The organism is Balneolaceae bacterium (assembly GCA_034521445.1).
Lineage (GTDB): Bacteria > Bacteroidota > Rhodothermia > Balneolales > Balneolaceae > JAXHMM01.
Window position 1 is genome coordinate 131799 of sequence record JAXHMM010000005.1, and the last position, 18238, is coordinate 150036.

An 18238-nucleotide genomic window follows, 5' to 3' on the forward strand; every position below is an offset into this window, starting at 1 on the left:
CTTCACCTGCCGGTCCAGCGGAAACGCTCCCCCTCCCGGCTCACCTGCTCCTCCCGCATCAGGTAGGAGAGCGCGGCCCGCAGACGGCCCTTTCTCCATCCCGTGCGCCGGCGCAGCTCTGCCAGGCCGAGCGCTTCTGCAGCCAGCAGGCGCCGCAGGGTGCGCACCTCCGCCTCTCCGAAATCCCCGGCCTCCCCTTTAGCCGGCGCCAGGCAGTTGTCGCAGTGCCCGCACGTCTCCACTCCCTCCTCCCCGAAATAGGTCCTAATGTAGCGCTCCCGGCAGCCGTCCGTCTCGATGTAGCCCTGCATGTAGTCCCATTTCTTCAGCAGGGCGCTGCGGTGGCCTTCCAGCTCCTTTTTGCCATAGGGCAGCCGGGATACCCGCTCCTGGAGCAGGCGCACCAGGGGCTGGTCGCCCCGCGCCTCGTAGCGCAGCAGTCCGTCGTGGGTGGAAAGCACCTCCAGGCCCTTGAGCAGCGCGTTCTCGTCCACGTCCAGCTTGCGGGTCAGGTAGTCGGTATCCAGGTATTTCATGCGCCCGTAGGCCTCCGGACCGTACTGGCGGTAGAGGGTGTCCAGGAAGCCCGCCTTGCGTGCGTTGTCCATCTCCCCGATGAGCTGGTGCAGGTAGTCCCGGCCCGCCACGAACTGCAGGCCGATCTGGGGAGACAAATAGTCGATGAGCTGGATCGCCCCCAGGTTGCCCAGCACGCGCAGGGCCGAGCGGCAGACCCGTCCGGGCAGCCCGGAGCGGCGCGCCAGGGCGTCCACCGCCAGGGTTTCCGGCTCCTCCATTTCCGAGCCTACGGCCAGCTCCAGCTGGTCGCAAAGTGCGTCGTAGACCTTCTGCAGCTGCCCGCGGTCGGGGTAGGAGTCGCGTATGCGGCTGCGCGCCAGCTCGGCATCGGAGGGTTTGTAGAGCAGGATGGGCCAGGCCTCTTTCCCGTCGCGTCCCGCGCGTCCCGCCTCCTGGTAGTAGGCCTCCAGGGAGTACGCCGGCTGGTAGTGGATCACGTAGCGGCAGTCAGCCTTGTCGATGCCCATGCCGAAGGCGGTGGTAGCCACCACCACGGGGAGCTCCCCCTCAAGCCAGCGCTGCTGGATGGCGGCGCGCTCGCCGGACTCCAGTCCGGCATGGTAGGGGCGCGCCGGAACGTCCAGGCGGCGGGTGATGGTTTCCGCCAGTCGCTCACAGTTCCGCCGGGTGCCCGCGTAGACCAGTCCCGAACCGCGCTGCGAGCCGCGCTTCACGCTGCGCAGCAGCTGGCGCTCCTTCCGCTCGTCAGCCACCACCCACCAGGTGAGGTTGGGGCGTTTGAAGCCGCGGGAGACCACGGCGGGGTCGCGCAATTCCAGGTTCTCCAGGATGTCGCGGCGTACTTCGGGCGTGGCCGTGGCCGTCAGCGCCGCCCAGGGCACCTCCTCCGGCAGATTTTCCAGGGCGGGACGAATCTCCCGGTAGGCCGGCCGGAAATCGTGTCCCCACTCCGATATGCAGTGCGCCTCGTCCACCGCTACCATGCGAATGTCCAGTTGCGGCATCTCCGCCTCCCAGAGCGGGGTCTTCAGCCGCTCTGGCGCCAGATAGAGCAGCCGGTACATGCCGTTGCGGGCGTTGACCAGCCGCTGCTCTACTTCCCAGCCCGGGAGGGTGGCGTTGACGAAGGTGGCGGGAATGTCGTGTGCCTCCAGCTGCTCCACCTGGTCCTGCATCAATGCCACAAGGGGAGAGATCACCAGGGTGAGTCCCCCGCGCGCCAGGGCGGGCAACTGGTAGCAGAGCGACTTACCGCCTCCCGTAGGGAAGAGCACCAGGGTATCCCTGCCCTCCAGCAGGCAGGTGACGGCCTCCTCCTGGCCGGGCCGGAAGGAATCGAATCCCCAGTGGCGCGCCATCAGGGCGCGCGCCTTGTCAAGCGGATCGCTCATGGTTGGTTGATCGGTTGGTTCGGTCCTGGCGCCGGTGCGGCCGCGAACGGCCGGCTCCCTTGCGCAGTTGCCCCGAAAATTACATATAATTAACCGAGTATGTGAACGCTGACGAACCTAATTCCATCCCCCATGAAGAAAAGCCGACGAGCCTTCCTGCAGGACGCCGCCATGGGCGCCGCCGCGCTTATCGCCGGTATCCGCAGCGAAACGCGCGATGCCATTGAATCGCTGGCGCCGGGCCGGGAAATGGGACGCGCCGACTTTCCCGAGCTGCGCAAGCAGTACATGCTGTCAGAGGACATCACCTACCTGAACCACGCCTCCATCGGCACCATCCCCCGCCCCGTGCACGAGGCGCGGGAAAAGTACCTGGAGGTCTGCGAGTCCAACCCCTGGCGCTACATGTGGAGCGGGGAGTGGGACGAGCCCCGGGAGGAGGTGCGCGCCAAAGCGGCCGATTACCTGAACGCCTCGGCCGACGACATTGCCTTTACCCACAATACCACCGAGGTGTTCAACTTGCTGGCCCACGGGCTGGATCTGGGCGACGGTGACGAGGTGCTCTACAGCAGCCTGAACCATGCGGGCGCCAGCATCTGCTTCGAGAAATTCGGCCCCGAATACGGCTACTCGGTAAATTCCTTCGAGATTCCCTTCGGGGAGGCTGGCGCACTGGACCGCCAGGAGCTGCTGGACCGCTACGACCGCCACATCACCTCCTCCACCCGCCTGCTGGTACTTCCACACATCGACAACACCGTCGGCCTGCGCCACCCGCTGGCCGACTTCAGCCGGCTGGCGCGCGACCGCGGAGTGGACTATGTGGCGGTGGACGCCGCGCAGACCGTAGGCATGATTCCCATCGACCTGGAGGAGGCAGGCGTGGACGTGCTGGCCACCAGCGCCCACAAGTGGCTGCAGGCCCCCAAGGGCATCAGCCTGGCCTATTTCAGCCCGCGCATACGCCAGGAGCTCAAGCCCATGTGGGTGACCTGGGGACAGAACCGCGAGGCGTGGCAGGGCACGGCGCGGTTGTACGAAGACTACGGCACGCGCAATCTGCCCGAGCTGCTGACGCTGGGGCACGCCATCGACTTCCAGAACAAAATCGACCGGGGCGAGCGGGAGGCGTACCTGAAAGAGCTGCACGAATTCGCCCGCGGGCAGGCCGACGCCTGGCTGGATACCGGCTGGAAATCACCCGTCGACTGGGAGATGGGCGGTTCGCTCTACGCTGTCGAAATCCGCAGCAAGCCGGCCAACGCCTTCCACCGCGAGCTCTGGGTCAACAACGCCATGGTCTTCCGGCCCTTCGAGGCCGAAAACTTCAACTGCGTGCGCCTATCCCCCAATATTCTTACCTCAAAGGAAGAGGTGGAGCGCTTCTTTGAGCTGACAGGACGGGCCTGAGGCTCAGGCCTCTTCCCCCGAGAAGAACGCTTTCATATACTCCCGGCGCATCTCGGCAATGGCGGAAATGGAGATGCCCTTCGGACAGACGGCCTCGCACTCGGCGTGGTTGGAGCAGTCGCCGAAACCCTCCTCCTCCATCTGCTCGACCATGGCCACGGTACGCTTCCTTTTTTCGGGCTTGCCTTGCGGCAGGCGGTTGAGGTGGGCCAGTTTGGCGCCGGCAAACAGCGAGGCCGAGCCGTTGGGACAGGCCGCCACGCAGGCGCCGCAGCCTATGCAGGTGGCGTAGTCGAAGGCGGTGTCGGCCACCGACTTGTCCACCGGAATGGAATTGGCGTCGGGCGCCGAGCCGGTTTTGGTGGAGATGTAGCCGCCGGCCTCGATAATGCGGTCAAAGGCGCTGCGATCAACCACCAGGTCCTTGATGACGGGAAAAGCGCGGGCGCGGAAGGGCTCCACGGTGATGGTGTCGCCGTCACTGTAGTTGCGCATGTGCAGCTGGCAGGAGCAGGTGAGCGCCTTGGGACCGTGCGCCCGGCCGTTGATCATGAGATTGCACGAGCCGCAGATGCCTTCGCGGCAGTCGTAGTCAAACTCCACGGGCACGCCGCCCTCGGCGACGATCTGCTCGTTCAGCACGTCCAGCATCTCCAGGAAGGACATGTGCTCGTTGACGTTGTCGAGCGTGTAGTCGACCAGCTCGCCGGGGGCGTCGGGGCCGTCCTGGCGCCAGATCTTAAGGTGGATGGTCATCTCTTCTGCCATGTTATTTGTAGCTTCGCTGTTTAAGTTCCACGAAATCGAACTGCAGGTCCTCCTTGTGGAGCTGCTCCTGCAGCTCCCCGTTGACGCCCTGGTACTCCCAGGCGGCCACATAGGAGAAATCCTCGTCGTTGCGCAGGGCCTCGCCCTCCTCGGTCTGGTGCTCCTCGCGCAAATGGCAGCCGGCCGACTCGTCGCGGTGGAGGGCGTCTTCGGCCATCAGCTCGCCCAGCTCCAGGAAGTCGGCCACACGGCCGGCAAATTCCAGGTACTTGTTGTAGTTGGCGGACTCGCCCGGCACGCGCACGTTATTCCAGAACTCCTCGCGCAGCCCGCGGATCTGCGAGATGGCCTCCTTGAGACCCTCCTCGTTGCGGGCGATGCCCACCTTGTCCCACATGATTTTGCCCAGCTCGCGGTGGATGTCCACCACGCTGCGGTCGCCGCCCACGCCCAGCATGCGGTCGATGTGCGACTGGGCGTTGCCGGCGGCCTCCTCAAAAACCTCGTGGCGGGTGTCGGCCTCCGGCAGGTCGGTGCCTGCGATGTAGTTGCCGATGGTATAGGGAATGATAAAGTAGCCGTCGGAGAGGCCCTGCATGAGGGCGCTAGCGCCCAGGCGGTTGGCCCCGTGGTCGGAGAAGTTGGCCTCCCCGGCCACAAAAAGACCCGGGATATTGCTCATCAGGTTGTAGTCCACCCAGAGCCCGCCCATGGTGTAGTGCACGGCCGGGAAGATGCGCATGGGCACCTCGTAGGGATTGTCGCCGGTGATATTCTCGTACATCTCGAAGAGGTTGCCGTACTTCTCGGAGATGGCTTTTTTGCCGTCGCGCTCGATGGCGTCGCGGAAGTCCAGGTAGACGGCGCGTCCTGTGGGACCCACCCCCATGCCGTCGTCGCAGACCAACTTGGCGTTGCGGGAGGCCACGTCGCGCGGCACCAGGTTGCCGAAACTGGGGTATTTCTCCTCGAGGTAGTAGTAGCGCTCCTCCTCCGGGATCTGGTTGGGGGGACGCTCGTCGCCCTTCTTCTTCGGCACCCAGACCCGCCCGTCGTTGCGCAGGCTTTCGCTCATCAGGGTCAGCTTGGACTGGTAGTCGCCCGAAACGGGGATGCAGGTCGGATGGATCTGCACGTAGCAGGGATTGGCGAAGGCCGCGCCCCGCTTGTGGCAGCGCCAGGCGGCCGTGACGTTGGAATTCTTGGCGTTGGTGGAGAGGTAGAAGACGTTGCCGTAGCCGCCGGTGCAGAGCACCACCGCGTCGGCCATCCAGCGGCGGATTTCGCCGGAGACCAGGTCGCGGGTGATGATCCCGCGCGCTTTGCCGTCGAGGACCACCAGGTCAAGCATCTCGTGGCGCGGATGGTAGTCGATCTTGCCCTCATGTACCTGGCGCATCATGGCCTGGTAGGCACCCAGCAGCAGCTGCTGCCCGGTCTGTCCCCGCGCGTAGAAGGTGCGGGAGACCTGCGCGCCGCCGAAGGAGCGGTTGGCCAGCAGTCCCCCGTACTCGCGGGCGAAGGGCACGCCCTGGGCCACGGCCTGGTCGATGATCTCGTTGGAAATCTGCGCCAGGCGGTAGACGTTGGACTCGCGGGAGCGGTAGTCGCCGCCCTTGATGGTGTCGTAGAAGAGCCGCCAGATGGTGTCGCCGTCGTTCGGGTAGTTCTTGGCGGCGTTGATGCCCCCCTGGGCGGCGATGCTGTGGGCGCGCCGGGCGGAATCCTGGATGCAGAAGCTTTTGACGTTGTAGCCCAGCTCGGCCAGGCTGGCCGCGGCCGCCCCGCCCGCCAGGCCGGTGCCCACGACGATCACCTCATGCTTGCGCTTGTTGTTGGGGGCTACCAGTTGGATGTTGTTCAGGTGGTTGGACCACTTCTCCTCCAGGGGACCGGAGGGAACGTTCGGGGCTAGATTCATCAGCTTGCCAGTTGTTTTGGAAATTGTCGCATTCATGGCGCGGGCCTGTGGCCCGCCGTCCGCGCCGGGATCATGGCACGATAAGCGCGCCCTGTCCCCCGGTGAAGTAGATGTAAAGCGGGATAAAGATGAATCCCGCTGCCATCAGGAGAGCGAAGATCACGCCCGCGGCCCAGATAATGCCGGAAAAACGCGTGTGTTTCATCGTCAGGGAGGTGAAGGCGCTCCAGAAACCGTGTCCCAGGTGCATTCCCAGCAGAAGCATTACAAAGGTGTAGCCGAAAGCGTAGAGGGGCTGCTGGAATTTTTCGATCACCAGCGCCTTGAGGTCCCTCGCCTGGTGGCCGTCGATCATGACGGTCTCGGTGGCGCCGAATTTGAAGGAGTCGAGGTGGATCACCAGAAAGACCAGCAGTACCAGGCCGGTAAAGATCATGCTGCGGGAGGCCCAGGTCTGCTTGCTAGGGCCGCCCTTGGAGCGGTAGTCCCTGTAGCCCTCCGGCCGGGCCTTGCGGCGTTTCCGCCAGATGGAGATGCCCACCCAGGCGTGGAGCAGAAAACCTGCGGCCAGCACGAACTCCATCAGATACAGCCAGATACCCAGACTCTCGAGGGTGTAGGTGTAGGAGTTGAAGGCCTCCGCTCCGCCGAAAAGCGTGAGGTTGCCGGCCAGGTGGCCGATAATGAAAATCATCAGGCCGATGCCTGTGACCGCCGTTAAGATCTTGCGTCCTACCTGAGACTCCAGCGCTTCAAGAAATGAGGGCATCGCGATGTCCGGGATAAGGTTCTTGCGGGTGCCGGTCCCGCGGCGGCTGCCTTGCGGGCCCGTTTTCGAGGGAGGGAAAATGACAGGAAAAGAGTAAAAAGGCAAGGAGCAAGACCCGTTCAGCCGTCCGAGGCGGTAATTCAGAAGAGGTCTAAATTGGGCCTTCTGCCCTGCATTTGCTATTCTCCGTCTTCGCCAGGCGGAGCACCGCGGCGTGGAATGGGAGGACCTGGGCATGGACCACATCTGAAGATCCTACCAGCGGGCCGAACGGAAATCCTGTGCGTCAAAAAGTCCCTCCGGCAGGGAATCGGGCGTTTCAATCTGCGAGTACTGCTCCTCCACGGTCAACTGTCCGTCTTCGTAGAAGAGCACCTCCGGGGCCACCCAGCCGCCGGCGATCTGCCGGTAGTCATTAAAGCGCGTCTCGGAAACGCTGCCGTCCTGCGGGTCGCGGGTGACCGAGCGCACGAAATAGAGGTGCTCGCGATCGACCCAGAAACGGCTGGCGGTGGTGTCTTCAGGACTATCGGCCCCTACCACCCAGGCGGGACGCCCCTGCCACTCCCCTTCGTAAACCGCCGAGAGGTCGTAGCCCTGTCCCTCCAGCTTGGCGATGGTTTCCTGCGGCGGCTGGCGGTAGACGTCGAAACCAAGCACCAGCAGGTCGTGAACCCTGGGCGCGGCCTGGATGAGCTCATTCTGCTGGAAGACGAACTGGGAGTCCCGGCGGAACACCAGCCCTGAGCCGCTGCCCAGGCTGTCAAATTTGATCATCAGCCGTCCCGGAACCGCCAGCGCCTCATGCCAGGTCTGCGAACCCTGCCGCTCGCCTCCGCTGTGGTAGATGGTCTCCTGCCGGAAGGTCAGGTAGGGATACCACTCACCCACGTAGGACTCGTGCATAGCCCGAATGACGTCCTCCCCGCTCTGTATGCCCGACTCGCCGGGCATAAAATACCACCAGGCGCCGACGGAGATCGCGAGCAGGGCGACAAGGGTGAGCAGCATCTTGCGAAGGGACATGGCAGGGAGGTTGGATGGTGTTGCGGTTTACGGAAGGCGCGCCGGGCGCCAATTCGCTCGGAAAAGATGCATTATAACATTTATCTTTCAGAGATGGAGGGGACGAATTCGGGGGAGCAAGCGCAAAGGCAGAGAACCAACCGGCACACATCCATGAAAATCTATACCCGCAAAGGCGACACCGGCAACACCTCTCTCTTCGGGGGCGACCGCGTCCCCAAATCCTCCCTCCGCATCGAGGCCTACGGGACGGTGGACGAGCTCAATTCCCTTTTGGGCGTGGCCGCCAGTCACGGCTGCTCGCCTGGCGGCGAAGGTTGGATACCCGAGGTGCAGGAGCAGCTTTTTACCCTGGGGGCCGACCTGGCCACCCCGCCGGACGCCAAAGAACGCATCGAGCGCATCGGCCAGCAAGAGGTTAATTTCCTGGAGGATACTATCGACAGGATGGAAGAGGACCTTCCCGCCCTGAAGAACTTCATCCTTCCCGGGGGCGCCCCCGCCGGTGCCACCCTCCACCTGGCCCGAACGGTCTGCCGGCGGGCCGAGCGCGCCGCCGTGCGCTGCGCCGAAGAGGAGGAGGTTTCCGGCCACGTGATCACCTACCTGAACCGGCTCTCCGACTTCCTTTTCGTGCTCGCCCGCCACGAAAACCGGCACGCAGGCCAGCCCGAGCAACCCTGGAAACCCGAACGCAGCCGATGACTCGGCCTGCCGCCGTTCACACTCTTTTTAATCCCACACCCTTTCCGCACCTCCCATGGCACTGATGATCTCCGTCTCCGGCATCCGAGGCATCTTTGGAACCGATCTCACCCCCGAAAATCTCACTCGCTTCACCGCCGCCTACGGATCCTGGCTGGAGGGGGGAACCGTGGTGGTCGGGCGCGACACGCGCGCAAGCGGCCCCCTCTGCGAGCAGGTGGTGACCGCCGCCCTGCGCGCGGTGGGCTGCGAGGTGATTCGCGTGGGCGTGGCGACCACTCCTACGGTGGCCATGGCGGTACTCAGCCACGGGGCCAACGGGGGCATCGTCATCTCGGCCAGCCACAACCCCGCCGAGTGGAACGCCCTGAAGCTGCTCAACGAGAAGAGCGAATTCCTGGACGCCGGACAGGGGGAGGAGGTGATCGCCCGCAGCGAAAGCCGCGACCTCGCCTGGAAACCCTACGACGCCATCGGCGGCGAGCGCGAGGACCCCGGCGCCCTGGAGCACCATATTAATAGTATCCTGGATCTGCCCTACATCGACCCCGACGTCATCACCGCAGCCGGCTTCCGCGTGGCCCTCGATCCCGTCAACGGCACCGGCGCTGTCGCCTTCCCTCCCCTGCTGGAGCGGCTGGGCGTGCAGACAGTTGCCGTCAACGACGAGCCCAACGGGCGCTTCGCACACAACCCGGAGCCCCTCCCCGAGCACCTGCAGCAGATCTGCGCGCTGGTGCGCGAAGAGCAATGCGATCTGGGTATCGTCACCGACCCCGACGGCGACCGCCTGGCCCTTGTCACCGACCGCGGGGAACCCTTCGGCGAGGAATACACCCAGGCAGCCGCCTTCGATTTCATGCTCGCCAAGAACCCGGGGCCCTGCGCCACCAACCTCTCCTCCTCCCGCGTGGCCGAAGACGTGGCCGCCCGCTACGGGCAGCCCTGCCACCGCTCGGCTGTGGGCGAGATCAACGTAGTCAAGAAGATGCAGCAGACCGGCGCCGTCATTGGCGGAGAGGGCAACGGGGGCGTGATCAACCCCGACCTTCACTACGGACGCGACGCCCTGGTCGGTGCCGCCATGGTGCTGCAGCTACTGGCCGAGCGGGAGGTCAGCGCCTCAGACTACCGCGCCGGCCTGCCGGACTATCACATGCGCAAAAGCAGAATATCCCTGGAGGAGGTGGACGGGGACGCACTGCTGCAGCGCGCCCTGGATCACTATGCCGACCGCGAACCCGACACCCTGGATGGGGTAAAAATAGACTTCGAGGAGGGCTGGGTGCACCTGCGCAAGTCAAACACCGAACCCATCCTGCGGGTCTACTCCGAGGGGCCCACCCCCGATGCGGCCCGAGAGGTGGCCGAAGGCGTGATCGCCGCCATCACCTCCGGCAGCTGATTTTATTAGGTACGCTACTTTATTATCTTGGGCTCAGTTTCAAACTGCCCGGGCTCAGCAGCACAGCCGCTGGGCCGAATCTAATCCGCACTGCATGATCGTTTCCATGACCGGCTTCGGCCGGGGGGAGGCCGCCGCCGAAGGCTTCTCGCTGACCGCCGAAATCAAATCCGTCAACAGCCGCTACCTCGACATCTCCCTGCGGTTGCCCAAGGCCGTCCAGGAGCGCGAGCTCCAGGTCAAGGAACTCATTCAGGAAAAGGTAAGCCGGGGCAAGCTGTCGGTGACCCTGCGCCTGGACCAGGCCGATACGGGCGAGCCGGAGATCACCTTCAACCCCAGGCTTGTGCGTGGCTACAAGGAGCTGCTGGACGGGCTGCGGGAGGCCGCCGGCATCGAGAAACCGGTGGAGCTGGACGACCTGATGCAGTTCAGCGAACTATTCGAGTCGCGCGGACAGGACCCCTCCGAGGTGGAGGCCATCTGGGCAGCTCTCCCGCCAGGCCCTCTGGAGGCCCTGCGAGCAGCTGGTGGAGATGCGCCGCAAGGAGGGCAGCCAGCTGGAGGAGGACCTCCGCGAGCGGGCCGGCCACATCGACCGGAAGCTGGAGAATATCCGCGCGCTCACCGAAGGGCGCGCCGAGGAGGAGCGCCGCAAGCTCACCGAGCGCATCAAGAGCCTGGTCAGCGACGACAGTCTTGATCCCGAGCGCCTGGAGATGGAAGTGGCCATCCTGGCCGACAAGATGGACATCACCGAGGAGATCGTGCGCATGCAGTCGCACCTGAAGTTTTTCCGGGAGGCCCTTGGCCAGAAGGAGGCCGTGGGACGGCGACTCAATTTCCTGAGCCAGGAGATGAACCGCGAAATCAACACTATCGGCTCGAAGGCCAACAGCTCCGAGATCTCACGCCATGTGGTGCGTGCCAAGGAGAGCCTGGAACAGATAAGAGAACAGGTGCAGAACGTTGAGTGAGCAGCCCAAGGGAAAGGTGATCATTGTGGTGGCCCCCAGCGGCTCCGGGAAGACCACCATCGCGCGCATGCTGCTGGAGGAGATGGACAAGGTTCGCTTCTCCGTATCGGCCACGACGCGGCCGGCGCGCCCGGGCGAAAAGCACGGGGTGGATTATTTTTTCCTCTCGGAGGAGGAATTCGACCGAAAAATCAACGACGGGGGCTTCCTGGAGTGGGAATATTACAACGGAAAGCGTTACGGAACCCTGCGCTCGGAAGTTGATAAACTTATGGAAATGGGGTATTTTCCCCTGCTTGACATTGAAGTGAAAGGCGCCCTCAACGTCAAGCGGATGTACGGCAGCCAGAGCCTGGCCGTTTTCATCCAGCCACCCTCCCTGGAGGAACTGGAACGGCGCCTGGCAGGACGCGGAACGGAGGACGAGCAGACCCTTGCCTCGCGTCTCAAGTTGGCCAGGAAGGAGATGCAGTACGCCGACCGTTTCGACCATACGGTGGTAAACGACGAGCTGGAGGAGGCCTTCCAGCAGGTCAAACAGATTGTAGAACTTTTTATAGCAGACAAACCCTGAGCCATGGCTATTAAGACACTAGACGTTGAAAAACTCAACAAGGACACAGGCAACCAGTACGAGCTGATCGCCATCATGTCCAAACGCAGCCGCCAGATTGCAGCCCAGGAAAAGCTGCAGCTGGACGAGAAGCTGAAGTATTTCGAAGGTTTCGAAGACGAGGACGAATTCTCCTTCAACGAAGAGCAGGAAAACATTTCCAAGGAGTTCGAAAAGCTTCCCCACGCCACACAGCGCGCCGTGGAAGAGATGCGGCAGGGTGAGATCTACTTCCGCTACCCGCAGGACGAAGAATAACCTCTCCCACCTGATATGCTTTCCGGCAGGCGGATCATACTCGGCGTGACCGGGGGAATTGCAGCCTACAAGGCTGCTTTTCTTTTACGTGCCCTGCAGCAGGAGGGCGCCGAAGTGCGGGTGACCATGACCCGCGCCGCCACCCGCTTCGTGGGCGCCGAGACCTTCGCCACTCTTTCCGGCAGTCCCGTGGGCGTCGACATTTTCCCCGACGATTCTGATCCCGATTCGTGGACCCGCCACATCGCATGGGGCGAATGGGCCGACCTCTTTCTCATTGCCCCCTGCACGGCCAACACCATGGCCAAGATTGCCGGCGGACAGGCCGACAACATGCTCGCCTCCACCCTGCTTGCGGCCCGCTGCCCCGTGCTGCTCTGTCCCACCATGGACGGGGAGATGTACCGGGCGCCCGCCACCCGGCGCAACTTGCAGACGCTCCGAACTACGGCTACCATATTCTGCAGCCCGAAAGCGGCTACCTGGCCAGCGGACTGGAGGGAAGGGGTCGCCTGCCGGAAACCGACGCCATCCTGGCACGCTGCCGCGAGATCCTGGAGGCCGCGGGCGCCGCCGGGGCGGACCGGGAGGAGCTGGAAGAGCGGCCCCTGGACGGAAAAAAGGTGCTGGTCACCGCCGGACCCACCCGGGAATTTATAGATGCCGTGCGCTTTATCTCCAATCCCAGCTCCGGGCGCATGGGCTTCGCCATGGCGGAGGCGGCCCGCGACCTGGGCGCCGAAGTCACCCTGCTGCACGGTCCCGTGAGCCTGGACCCTCCCGTCGGCGTGTCCACCCGAACCTTCACCAGCGCGGCGGAGCTTTTCGAAGAGGTGAAAGAGCACGCCGGACACGACGTGGTGATCATGGCCGCGGCGGTATCCGATTTCAGCCCGGCCAGCCCGGAGGAGGGAAAGATCAAGAAAGACAAGGCCTCCCCCTCTCTGGAGCTGCTCCCCACGGATGACGTGCTGGCCTGGCTGGGCGAAAACCGGCTGGAGGGACAGACCCTTATCGGCTTCGCGATGGAGACCGAAAAGCTGGTGGAGAACGCCTCCGTGAAGCTCAGAAAAAAGAAGGCCGACTACATCGTGGGCAACGCCCTCAACGAGGAGGGAGCGGGATTCGGCTCGGAAACCAACCGCGTGGTTTTGCTCAGCGGAAAAGAAGAGCGGGCCTTTGAGGGCACCAAAAAAGAGGTGGCCCACAGGGTGCTGAAGCACATTTTCGGGAGAAACGGGGACTGACGCGGTTCTTCTGCCGTCTTACCCCCCCTGACCGTACGGAACACACGTCCGCCTATACATCCACCCTGCGGTGGGAGGCCGAACCACGTGATTGCCCCCTCTTGAAAGCCAGCGAAAAGTACCCCTGTCCCTCCGACTCCTCCAGCTTCATCTCCCCTTCAAGCTGCTCCGCCAGCTTGCGTACCAGGGTCATTGCAAGAGCCTCCTCCCCGTCCCGGGGACCGACCGGCTTGCCACCCCCCGCGGCCCTGACCTCCATGTGCATCGTGTCCTCTTCGCTGTAGATGCAAATTCCCATCCTGCCATCCCGGTCACCCGCAAAGAGGGTGTGGTGGTAGTGGTTGATCAGCTCGTTGAGGAGCATGGCGCAGGGAATGGCCTGGTTGATGTTCAGGTCGATGTCCTCCACGTCCAGCTCAATCTCCACTTCGGCGGGGAGGATCGCATCTCGCGGTTGAGGGCCACCAACCTGTCAAAATAACCGGAGAGGGGCAGCCTGGTGTAGTCCTCCGCCCGGTAGAGCATCTCGTGCACCAGCGCGATGGTCTTGATACGCTTGAGGCTGTTGCTGAGCACCTCCGCCACGCGCGGGTCCTCCTCGTCAAATACCTGCACCTCCAGGAGGGCCGAGATAACCGCCAGGTTGTTTTTAACGCGGTGGTGGACCTCTTCGAGCAGCATCTGCTTTTCCCGGAGAGAGTTACGCAGGCGCGCTTCAGTTCTGCTTGCGCTCGCTCACATCACGCACGATGCCCTGCACGTACTCCTCGTCGTGGAAAGTGATGGTGTTCAGGCTCACCTCGGTCGAGACCACCTGGCCGCCGGCGGTCCGATGTTCCCACGAAAAGGTGGTCTGACCGGTCCTGTCCGCCTCGGAAATGTAGTCACGCGCCCGTTCCTCGGAAGTTTTCCCGTCCGGCTGCCGGTGGGGAGAGAAATCCGCCGGCGTGGCCCCCAGAATCTCCTCGCGTGGACAGCCGAAGAGCTTCTCCGCCTGGCAGTTGCAGTCCACGAAAACTCCCTCCTGCAGGATCAGAATGGAGTCGTTAGCCGACTCGAAAAAGTTTCTGGTAACGGTGCTCCAGGTGCTTCTGCCTGCTGAGGTCCTCGATCTGCGACATCACCGAAACGAGTCCGCCCTCCCCGTCCCGCAGGGCCGAGGTGTGCAGGCGTATGGGAATTTCCGCTCCACCGGTATGGTAGAGACGCAGCGTCTGCTGGTGGCGGTCCAGATGCCCGCTGACCATGGCCCGGAGGGTTTGGCGCACCTTGCCCTCGTCCTCTTCCGGGAGCAGGCCAAGCTCGAAAGGCGAGCGCCCCAGCACCTCCTTCCTGGACAGGCCGGAAATTTCTTCGGCCTGCGGAGACCACTCGGTGATCTTCATCTCGCGGTCCAGGCTTACCAGCGCCAGGGGCGAATTGCGCACGTGGTGGCTGAGCTCCTCGTAGGCGAGGCGCGCCCGGCGCTCCGCCTCCACTGATTCGTTCACGTCGACCAGGGAGACCAGTCGGGCATCGTGTCCCTCGTAGGCATAACGCTGGGAAGTGACCTTTACGTAGAACACCTCCCCGTCGGAAGCCTTGTGGCGGTGTACGCCCGACTCGTTAATGCCCTGCGGATCTACCTTTCGAAGCGCCTCACGAAACCCGGGCAGATCCTCTTCCGGCCGGATCTGGTCAATGGCAAGTTCGGTCGCCTCCTTGGCTGAATAGCCGTAGCGCTCCGCGAAGGCGCGGTTTACCCGCAGGATGCGGCGCGTATCCCAATCGTAGATGAGCATCGGATTGGGATTGGAATCGAATAACAGTTGGTCCATCAGGTTTGGAGCTTCGGGGCCGTACTATCTGAAAGGCGGCCCGATATGTTTTGCGCCGGCCGCCCAAACGCAGCGTGAAATAAGCTGTAAATTGCCTGTTCCAGGAGAGGAGGACAGGGCTAAATATAAGATATTTTACACTTTTTTTCATTTTCCGGCCCTGAAAAAGAGAGGAGAATGGGCAGAAACAGGTGCTACCAATCCCACTGGTAGGTGCGGTGGGTCTTGTGGTGGTGGCAGCCGAGCGCTTCGAGACTGCGCTGCATCAGCCAGTTTTTTTCGCTTACCCAGCCACCTTCCAGGTAGTCCAGCGTGGGTGCGGCCCGGTGGGTATATTCGATGCCCCGCGTAAAGGTGAGGGCTTCCAGTCCCATCTTGCGGAATTTGGGTCGGGTCCCGTAAACCAGGGTACGAAGACGTGTGCATCGGCGCTTGAACCAGAGCAGCTTGGGGTAGTGCCACCAGCGGAGTCTCCCCCCGGTCTCTTTGGAGATCTCATTGAGGTCGGGAACGCAGACGATAAAGGAGGCAGGCTCGCCGTCTACAAAGGCCAGCAGCACGCTCTCGGGAATCATCACCGGTTTCAGTTTACGGACCATGTTGCGAACCGTCTGAGAAGTAAGCTCGGTGAAGGTCTCCTCGCGCTCGCTGATCTCCTGGCTGCTCCAGGCCTCGTTGTAGATCTGGCGCATGTACTCTGCGTCGCGATAGATATTGCGCTTGTCGATGGGGCGAAGCTCCACGCCGGGACGGCTTTCGATACGGTCGGTGATGCGCGCCATGCGCTCTGGAATGGGTTTGTCGAAGGAGCGCTTGTAGCTCCAGTGGTCGTCCAGCTTCACCGCCCCGGTCGCCTCAATGCGCTCCCGGTAGTAGGGCGGGTGGTAGAACATGCCGTAGATGGGCGGCTCGTCGAAATTCTCCACAAGCAGTCCCCAGTAGGTATCGTTCTCTCCGAAATTGATCGGCCCGCACATGGCCCCGTAATCCCTGCGGCGGTGCCAGTCGCGGGCAAAGCCGATCATGGCGTCGGCCAGCTCCTGATCGTCGTACATCTCGATGAAGCCCAGTCCCCCCATCACCGGGTCGTGCACCCGGTCGCGTTCGGGATGGTTCATTACGGCAAAGCGTCCGGCCACCTGCCCGTCCGACCATACCAGGTAGCGCTCGCACTCCCCGCGCTTGTGAAAGGGATTTGACCCGGGATCAAAAATGTTCTCAATTTCAAAGCGGAAGGGCGGACACCACTGCGGATAGTCGCGATAGATGTCGAAGGGCAGCTCGTGGAACAGGTCCACCTGCCCGGCTTCTTCCACTTGTTCGAAACGGAACTTCATCGGATTCCTGGCTGAGGCTTGGAGGGGAGCCGTCCGGCGCATTCGGGACGGATCCCGCACTTCGCGCCCAATATCGAAAAAAAAGCATCTAAACGTAAGCGGTCGTTCCCATTGTTCGTAGATTTACTCTCGCATAACCGCTATTATTGTAGGTTGATGAAACGTCATCTGACAGCCTGTATTGACCGCACACAGAAAAAAACAGCTCCTCGTCCTGCTCCTGTTCCTCTCCTGCGTGGCCAGCGCATGGCTGCTGGCCACCGCGGAGGACGAGCCACCCCGCCGCCTCGACGACCTGGCCCGGGTGGACTCCCTGCTTCAGGCCGACTTCCGCGAGTTCTACATCCGGCCCGGGCAGGTGCAGAGCTGGCAGGTGGAGGTGGACAGCAATTTTGCACGCAGGGTCTACCTGGTCTCCCTTCCCGGCGGCTTTTCCAAGACCCAGCTTCACGCCCGCATACAACGCTCGGTGAACACCTGGGGGATGAGTGCGCCGGCCCGCGTGGTTTTTCCCCAGCGCGACATGGAGATCCAGCTCATCTGGCGCAACACGGTCGTGCGCACGGTACGTCTGCAGACCGACCCGGAGCTGGAGATGAACCGGAACCTGGCCACCATCCTGATTGCCTTCGACTATCCTCCCTCGGAGGAGCTCCAGCAGCGCTTCCGGCAGATGGGCGAGGCGCTCCACCCGGTGATGGCCATCGGGCGGGCGCTGGAGGCCGGCACCATCCGCCAGGAGTGGCAGGGCGGGGGCGGCCTGACCGAACCCATTCTATGGCTTCGCGACGCCGAGGGACGCAGCGTGCCCGGCAGCGGGGGTGGGCTCTCCTTGCTGCAGCAGGTGGAGGGCGCCATGCCCCAGGCGCGCGTGCTCAGTTTCGTCCCGGCAGCCTCCTCCGGGGAAGCCCCAAACCTTTCGCGCTACGCCCTCGACTTCATCCCCGCATCGCAGGCCCGCGTGATACAGGCCGCCATGGGACGCGCCGACTTCATACGGGCCCTCGACGCCTTCGCGGCCGAGGCCCAGGCCGGGGAGCGCCCCCTGCTCCTGGTCCACGCCTCAGGGGAGGCCTTCGACTGGCTGCAGGATCGGCTGCCCGAATACAAGCGAGGGGGACTAACCCTCATACCTCCCCAGCAAGGGCCCTGAATCTATGATGGAAAGCATTGAAAACGGCAACTGGCTCCGCAAGCTCCGCCTCCGGGAGTTCCCGGAACCCGAACTGGTGGAACTGCAGCATCCCGTACTGCTGTGCCACGGCTACGGGGCCATAGCCTCCCTTGTCAAACCCTCCCCGCTCTACGATGTGGCCCTGCTGATGCGCACCCACGGGGTCAAGGCCTTCGCTCCCAACATCGTGCCCTACGCCAAAATTGAGACCCGCGCCCAGCGCTGGGTGCAAGTCATCGAGGACCTGGTGGAACGCACCGGAATGTCGAAGTGGAACGTGGTGGCCCACAGCATGGGGGGGCTGGACATGCGCTACGCCATCAGCAAGCTGGAGGCCCGCCGCCATGTGGCCTCCCTGACCACCGTGAGCACACCTCACCGCGGCACCAGCCTGGCCGAGCTCACCCTTCGCACCCCGGAGGCCATACGCGACAAGCTCGCAGAATTCCTGGACTGGATGGGCGACCAGGTCTACCCCGGCATCAAGAGCGACTCCATCGGCTCGGCCGAGCAGCTCACGCGGGCCTACGTGCGCGAGCGATTCAACCCCGAGGTGCCCGATGTACCGGACATCGCCTACTACTCCTACAGCGCGGGCGTGGGAAAGGGGACGACCGAACCCATCAACATGATCTCGCGCTACCAGAACAATCACATTTTCGAGGAGGAGGGCATCAACGATGGGATGGTGTCGGTGGCCAGCGCCCGATGGGGAAAACATATTTCCACCGGGCGTCTCTCCCACATGGAGCAGATGAACATGCGCATCAAGGATGACCGCCGCATGCTCTTCGACTCTTTTTGGCTTCAAGTCTTAAAAGTCTTAAAGTCTGAAAGTCTGTAAAAGTCTAATAAGTCGGGAAGTCGAAAAGTCTGT

Annotated in this window: 21 protein-coding genes; 11 read left to right on the top strand and 10 right to left on the bottom strand. The window is 63.2% G+C overall.

Features of this window, described 5'->3' with window-relative positions:
• Positions 1–2 precede the first annotated feature (2 nt).
• Positions 3–1931 carry a RecQ family ATP-dependent DNA helicase gene (locus U5K31_04445; protein MDZ7771975.1) on the bottom strand — a complete coding sequence of 643 codons (1929 nt, stop codon included), beginning with the start codon at positions 1929–1931 and terminating at the stop codon, positions 3–5.
• Positions 1932–2063: 132 nt separating this feature from the next.
• On the opposite strand from U5K31_04445, the gene U5K31_04450 reads away from it, so the two are divergent.
• Positions 2064–3344 carry an aminotransferase class V-fold PLP-dependent enzyme gene (locus tag U5K31_04450; protein MDZ7771976.1) on the top strand — a complete coding sequence of 427 codons (1281 nt, stop codon included), beginning with the start codon at positions 2064–2066 and terminating at the stop codon, positions 3342–3344.
• A gap of 3 nt (positions 3345–3347) precedes the next feature.
• Here U5K31_04450 and U5K31_04455 read toward each other — a convergent pair whose 3' ends face one another.
• From U5K31_04455 to U5K31_04470, 4 genes are all read right to left on the bottom strand, one after another.
• Positions 3348–4112 carry a succinate dehydrogenase/fumarate reductase iron-sulfur subunit gene (locus tag U5K31_04455; protein MDZ7771977.1) on the bottom strand — a complete coding sequence of 255 codons (765 nt, stop codon included), beginning with the start codon at positions 4110–4112 and terminating at the stop codon, positions 3348–3350.
• Position 4113: 1 nt separating this feature from the next.
• Positions 4114–6033, bottom strand: a complete 1920-nt coding sequence (locus U5K31_04460) for a fumarate reductase/succinate dehydrogenase flavoprotein subunit (GenBank protein MDZ7771978.1) — start codon at positions 6031–6033, stop codon at positions 4114–4116.
• Between the two features lie 70 nt (positions 6034–6103).
• On the bottom strand, positions 6104–6802 hold the full coding sequence (locus U5K31_04465; GenBank protein ID MDZ7771979.1) for a succinate dehydrogenase cytochrome b subunit: 699 nt from the start codon (positions 6800–6802) through the stop codon (positions 6104–6106).
• A gap of 255 nt (positions 6803–7057) precedes the next feature.
• Complete coding sequence (locus U5K31_04470; protein MDZ7771980.1) at positions 7058–7828, bottom strand: hypothetical protein; 771 nt, start codon at positions 7826–7828, stop codon at positions 7058–7060.
• Positions 7829–7981: 153 nt separating this feature from the next.
• Between U5K31_04470 and U5K31_04475 the strand changes: the two genes are divergently transcribed.
• The 8 genes from U5K31_04475 to U5K31_04510 all read left to right on the top strand — a co-directional run bounded on the left by U5K31_04475 (position 7982) and on the right by U5K31_04510 (position 13033).
• Complete coding sequence (locus tag U5K31_04475; protein ID MDZ7771981.1) at positions 7982–8533, top strand: cob(I)yrinic acid a,c-diamide adenosyltransferase; 552 nt, start codon at positions 7982–7984, stop codon at positions 8531–8533.
• Positions 8534–8588: 55 nt separating this feature from the next.
• A complete protein-coding gene (gene glmM / locus U5K31_04480) occupies positions 8589–9938 on the top strand; it encodes a phosphoglucosamine mutase (protein MDZ7771982.1) in 1350 nt (449 codons plus the stop codon).
• Positions 9939–10032: 94 nt separating this feature from the next.
• The gene (locus U5K31_04485) at positions 10033–10641 is read left to right on the top strand and encodes a YicC/YloC family endoribonuclease (protein ID MDZ7771983.1); all 609 of its coding nucleotides are present in this window, start codon (positions 10033–10035) and stop codon (positions 10639–10641) included.
• Positions 10642–10711: 70 nt separating this feature from the next.
• Entirely contained in the window at positions 10712–10915 is a 204-nt protein-coding gene (locus U5K31_04490; GenBank protein MDZ7771984.1) for a DUF1732 domain-containing protein, read from the top strand.
• Positions 10908–11489, top strand: a complete 582-nt coding sequence (gene gmk / locus U5K31_04495; protein ID MDZ7771985.1) for a guanylate kinase — start codon at positions 10908–10910, stop codon at positions 11487–11489. Before U5K31_04490 ends, gmk begins: the two co-directional genes overlap by 8 nt.
• A 3-nt stretch (positions 11490–11492) precedes the next feature.
• Complete coding sequence (locus tag U5K31_04500) at positions 11493–11786, top strand: DNA-directed RNA polymerase subunit omega (protein MDZ7771986.1); 294 nt, start codon at positions 11493–11495, stop codon at positions 11784–11786.
• 15 nt (positions 11787–11801) lie between these two features.
• Positions 11802–12446: a flavoprotein gene (locus U5K31_04505; GenBank protein MDZ7771987.1), complete on the top strand. Its 645-nt coding sequence runs from the start codon at positions 11802–11804 to the stop codon at positions 12444–12446.
• Positions 12410–13033, top strand: coding sequence for a phosphopantothenoylcysteine decarboxylase (locus U5K31_04510; GenBank protein MDZ7771988.1), 624 nt, complete (start codon positions 12410–12412; stop codon positions 13031–13033). Before U5K31_04505 ends, U5K31_04510 begins: the two co-directional genes overlap by 37 nt.
• A 52-nt stretch (positions 13034–13085) precedes the next feature.
• Here U5K31_04510 and U5K31_04515 read toward each other — a convergent pair whose 3' ends face one another.
• The 5 genes from U5K31_04515 to U5K31_04535 all read right to left on the bottom strand — a co-directional run bounded on the left by U5K31_04515 (position 13086) and on the right by U5K31_04535 (position 16187).
• Positions 13086–13460 carry a hypothetical protein gene (locus tag U5K31_04515; GenBank protein MDZ7771989.1) on the bottom strand — a complete coding sequence of 125 codons (375 nt, stop codon included), beginning with the start codon at positions 13458–13460 and terminating at the stop codon, positions 13086–13088.
• On the bottom strand, positions 13424–13714 hold the full coding sequence (locus U5K31_04520; GenBank protein ID MDZ7771990.1) for a histidine kinase dimerization/phosphoacceptor domain -containing protein: 291 nt from the start codon (positions 13712–13714) through the stop codon (positions 13424–13426). The genes U5K31_04515 and U5K31_04520 overlap by 37 nt, the downstream gene beginning before the upstream one ends.
• 34 nt (positions 13715–13748) lie before the next feature.
• Positions 13749–14072, bottom strand: a complete 324-nt coding sequence (locus U5K31_04525) for a PAS domain S-box protein (GenBank protein ID MDZ7771991.1) — start codon at positions 14070–14072, stop codon at positions 13749–13751.
• A 7-nt stretch (positions 14073–14079) separates the two neighbouring features.
• A complete protein-coding gene (locus U5K31_04530; GenBank protein MDZ7771992.1) occupies positions 14080–14850 on the bottom strand; it encodes a PAS domain S-box protein in 771 nt (256 codons plus the stop codon).
• Positions 14851–15044: 194 nt separating this feature from the next.
• On the bottom strand, positions 15045–16187 hold the full coding sequence (locus U5K31_04535) for a hypothetical protein (protein ID MDZ7771993.1): 1143 nt from the start codon (positions 16185–16187) through the stop codon (positions 15045–15047).
• 181 nt (positions 16188–16368) lie between these two features.
• Between U5K31_04535 and U5K31_04540 the strand changes: the two genes are divergently transcribed.
• Together U5K31_04540 and U5K31_04545 are read left to right on the top strand one after the other, a co-directional pair.
• Complete coding sequence (locus U5K31_04540) at positions 16369–17340, top strand: hypothetical protein (protein MDZ7771994.1); 972 nt, start codon at positions 16369–16371, stop codon at positions 17338–17340.
• 4 nt (positions 17341–17344) lie between these two features.
• Complete coding sequence (locus U5K31_04545) at positions 17345–18205, top strand: hypothetical protein (GenBank protein MDZ7771995.1); 861 nt, start codon at positions 17345–17347, stop codon at positions 18203–18205.
• Positions 18206–18238: the final 33 nt, after the last annotated feature.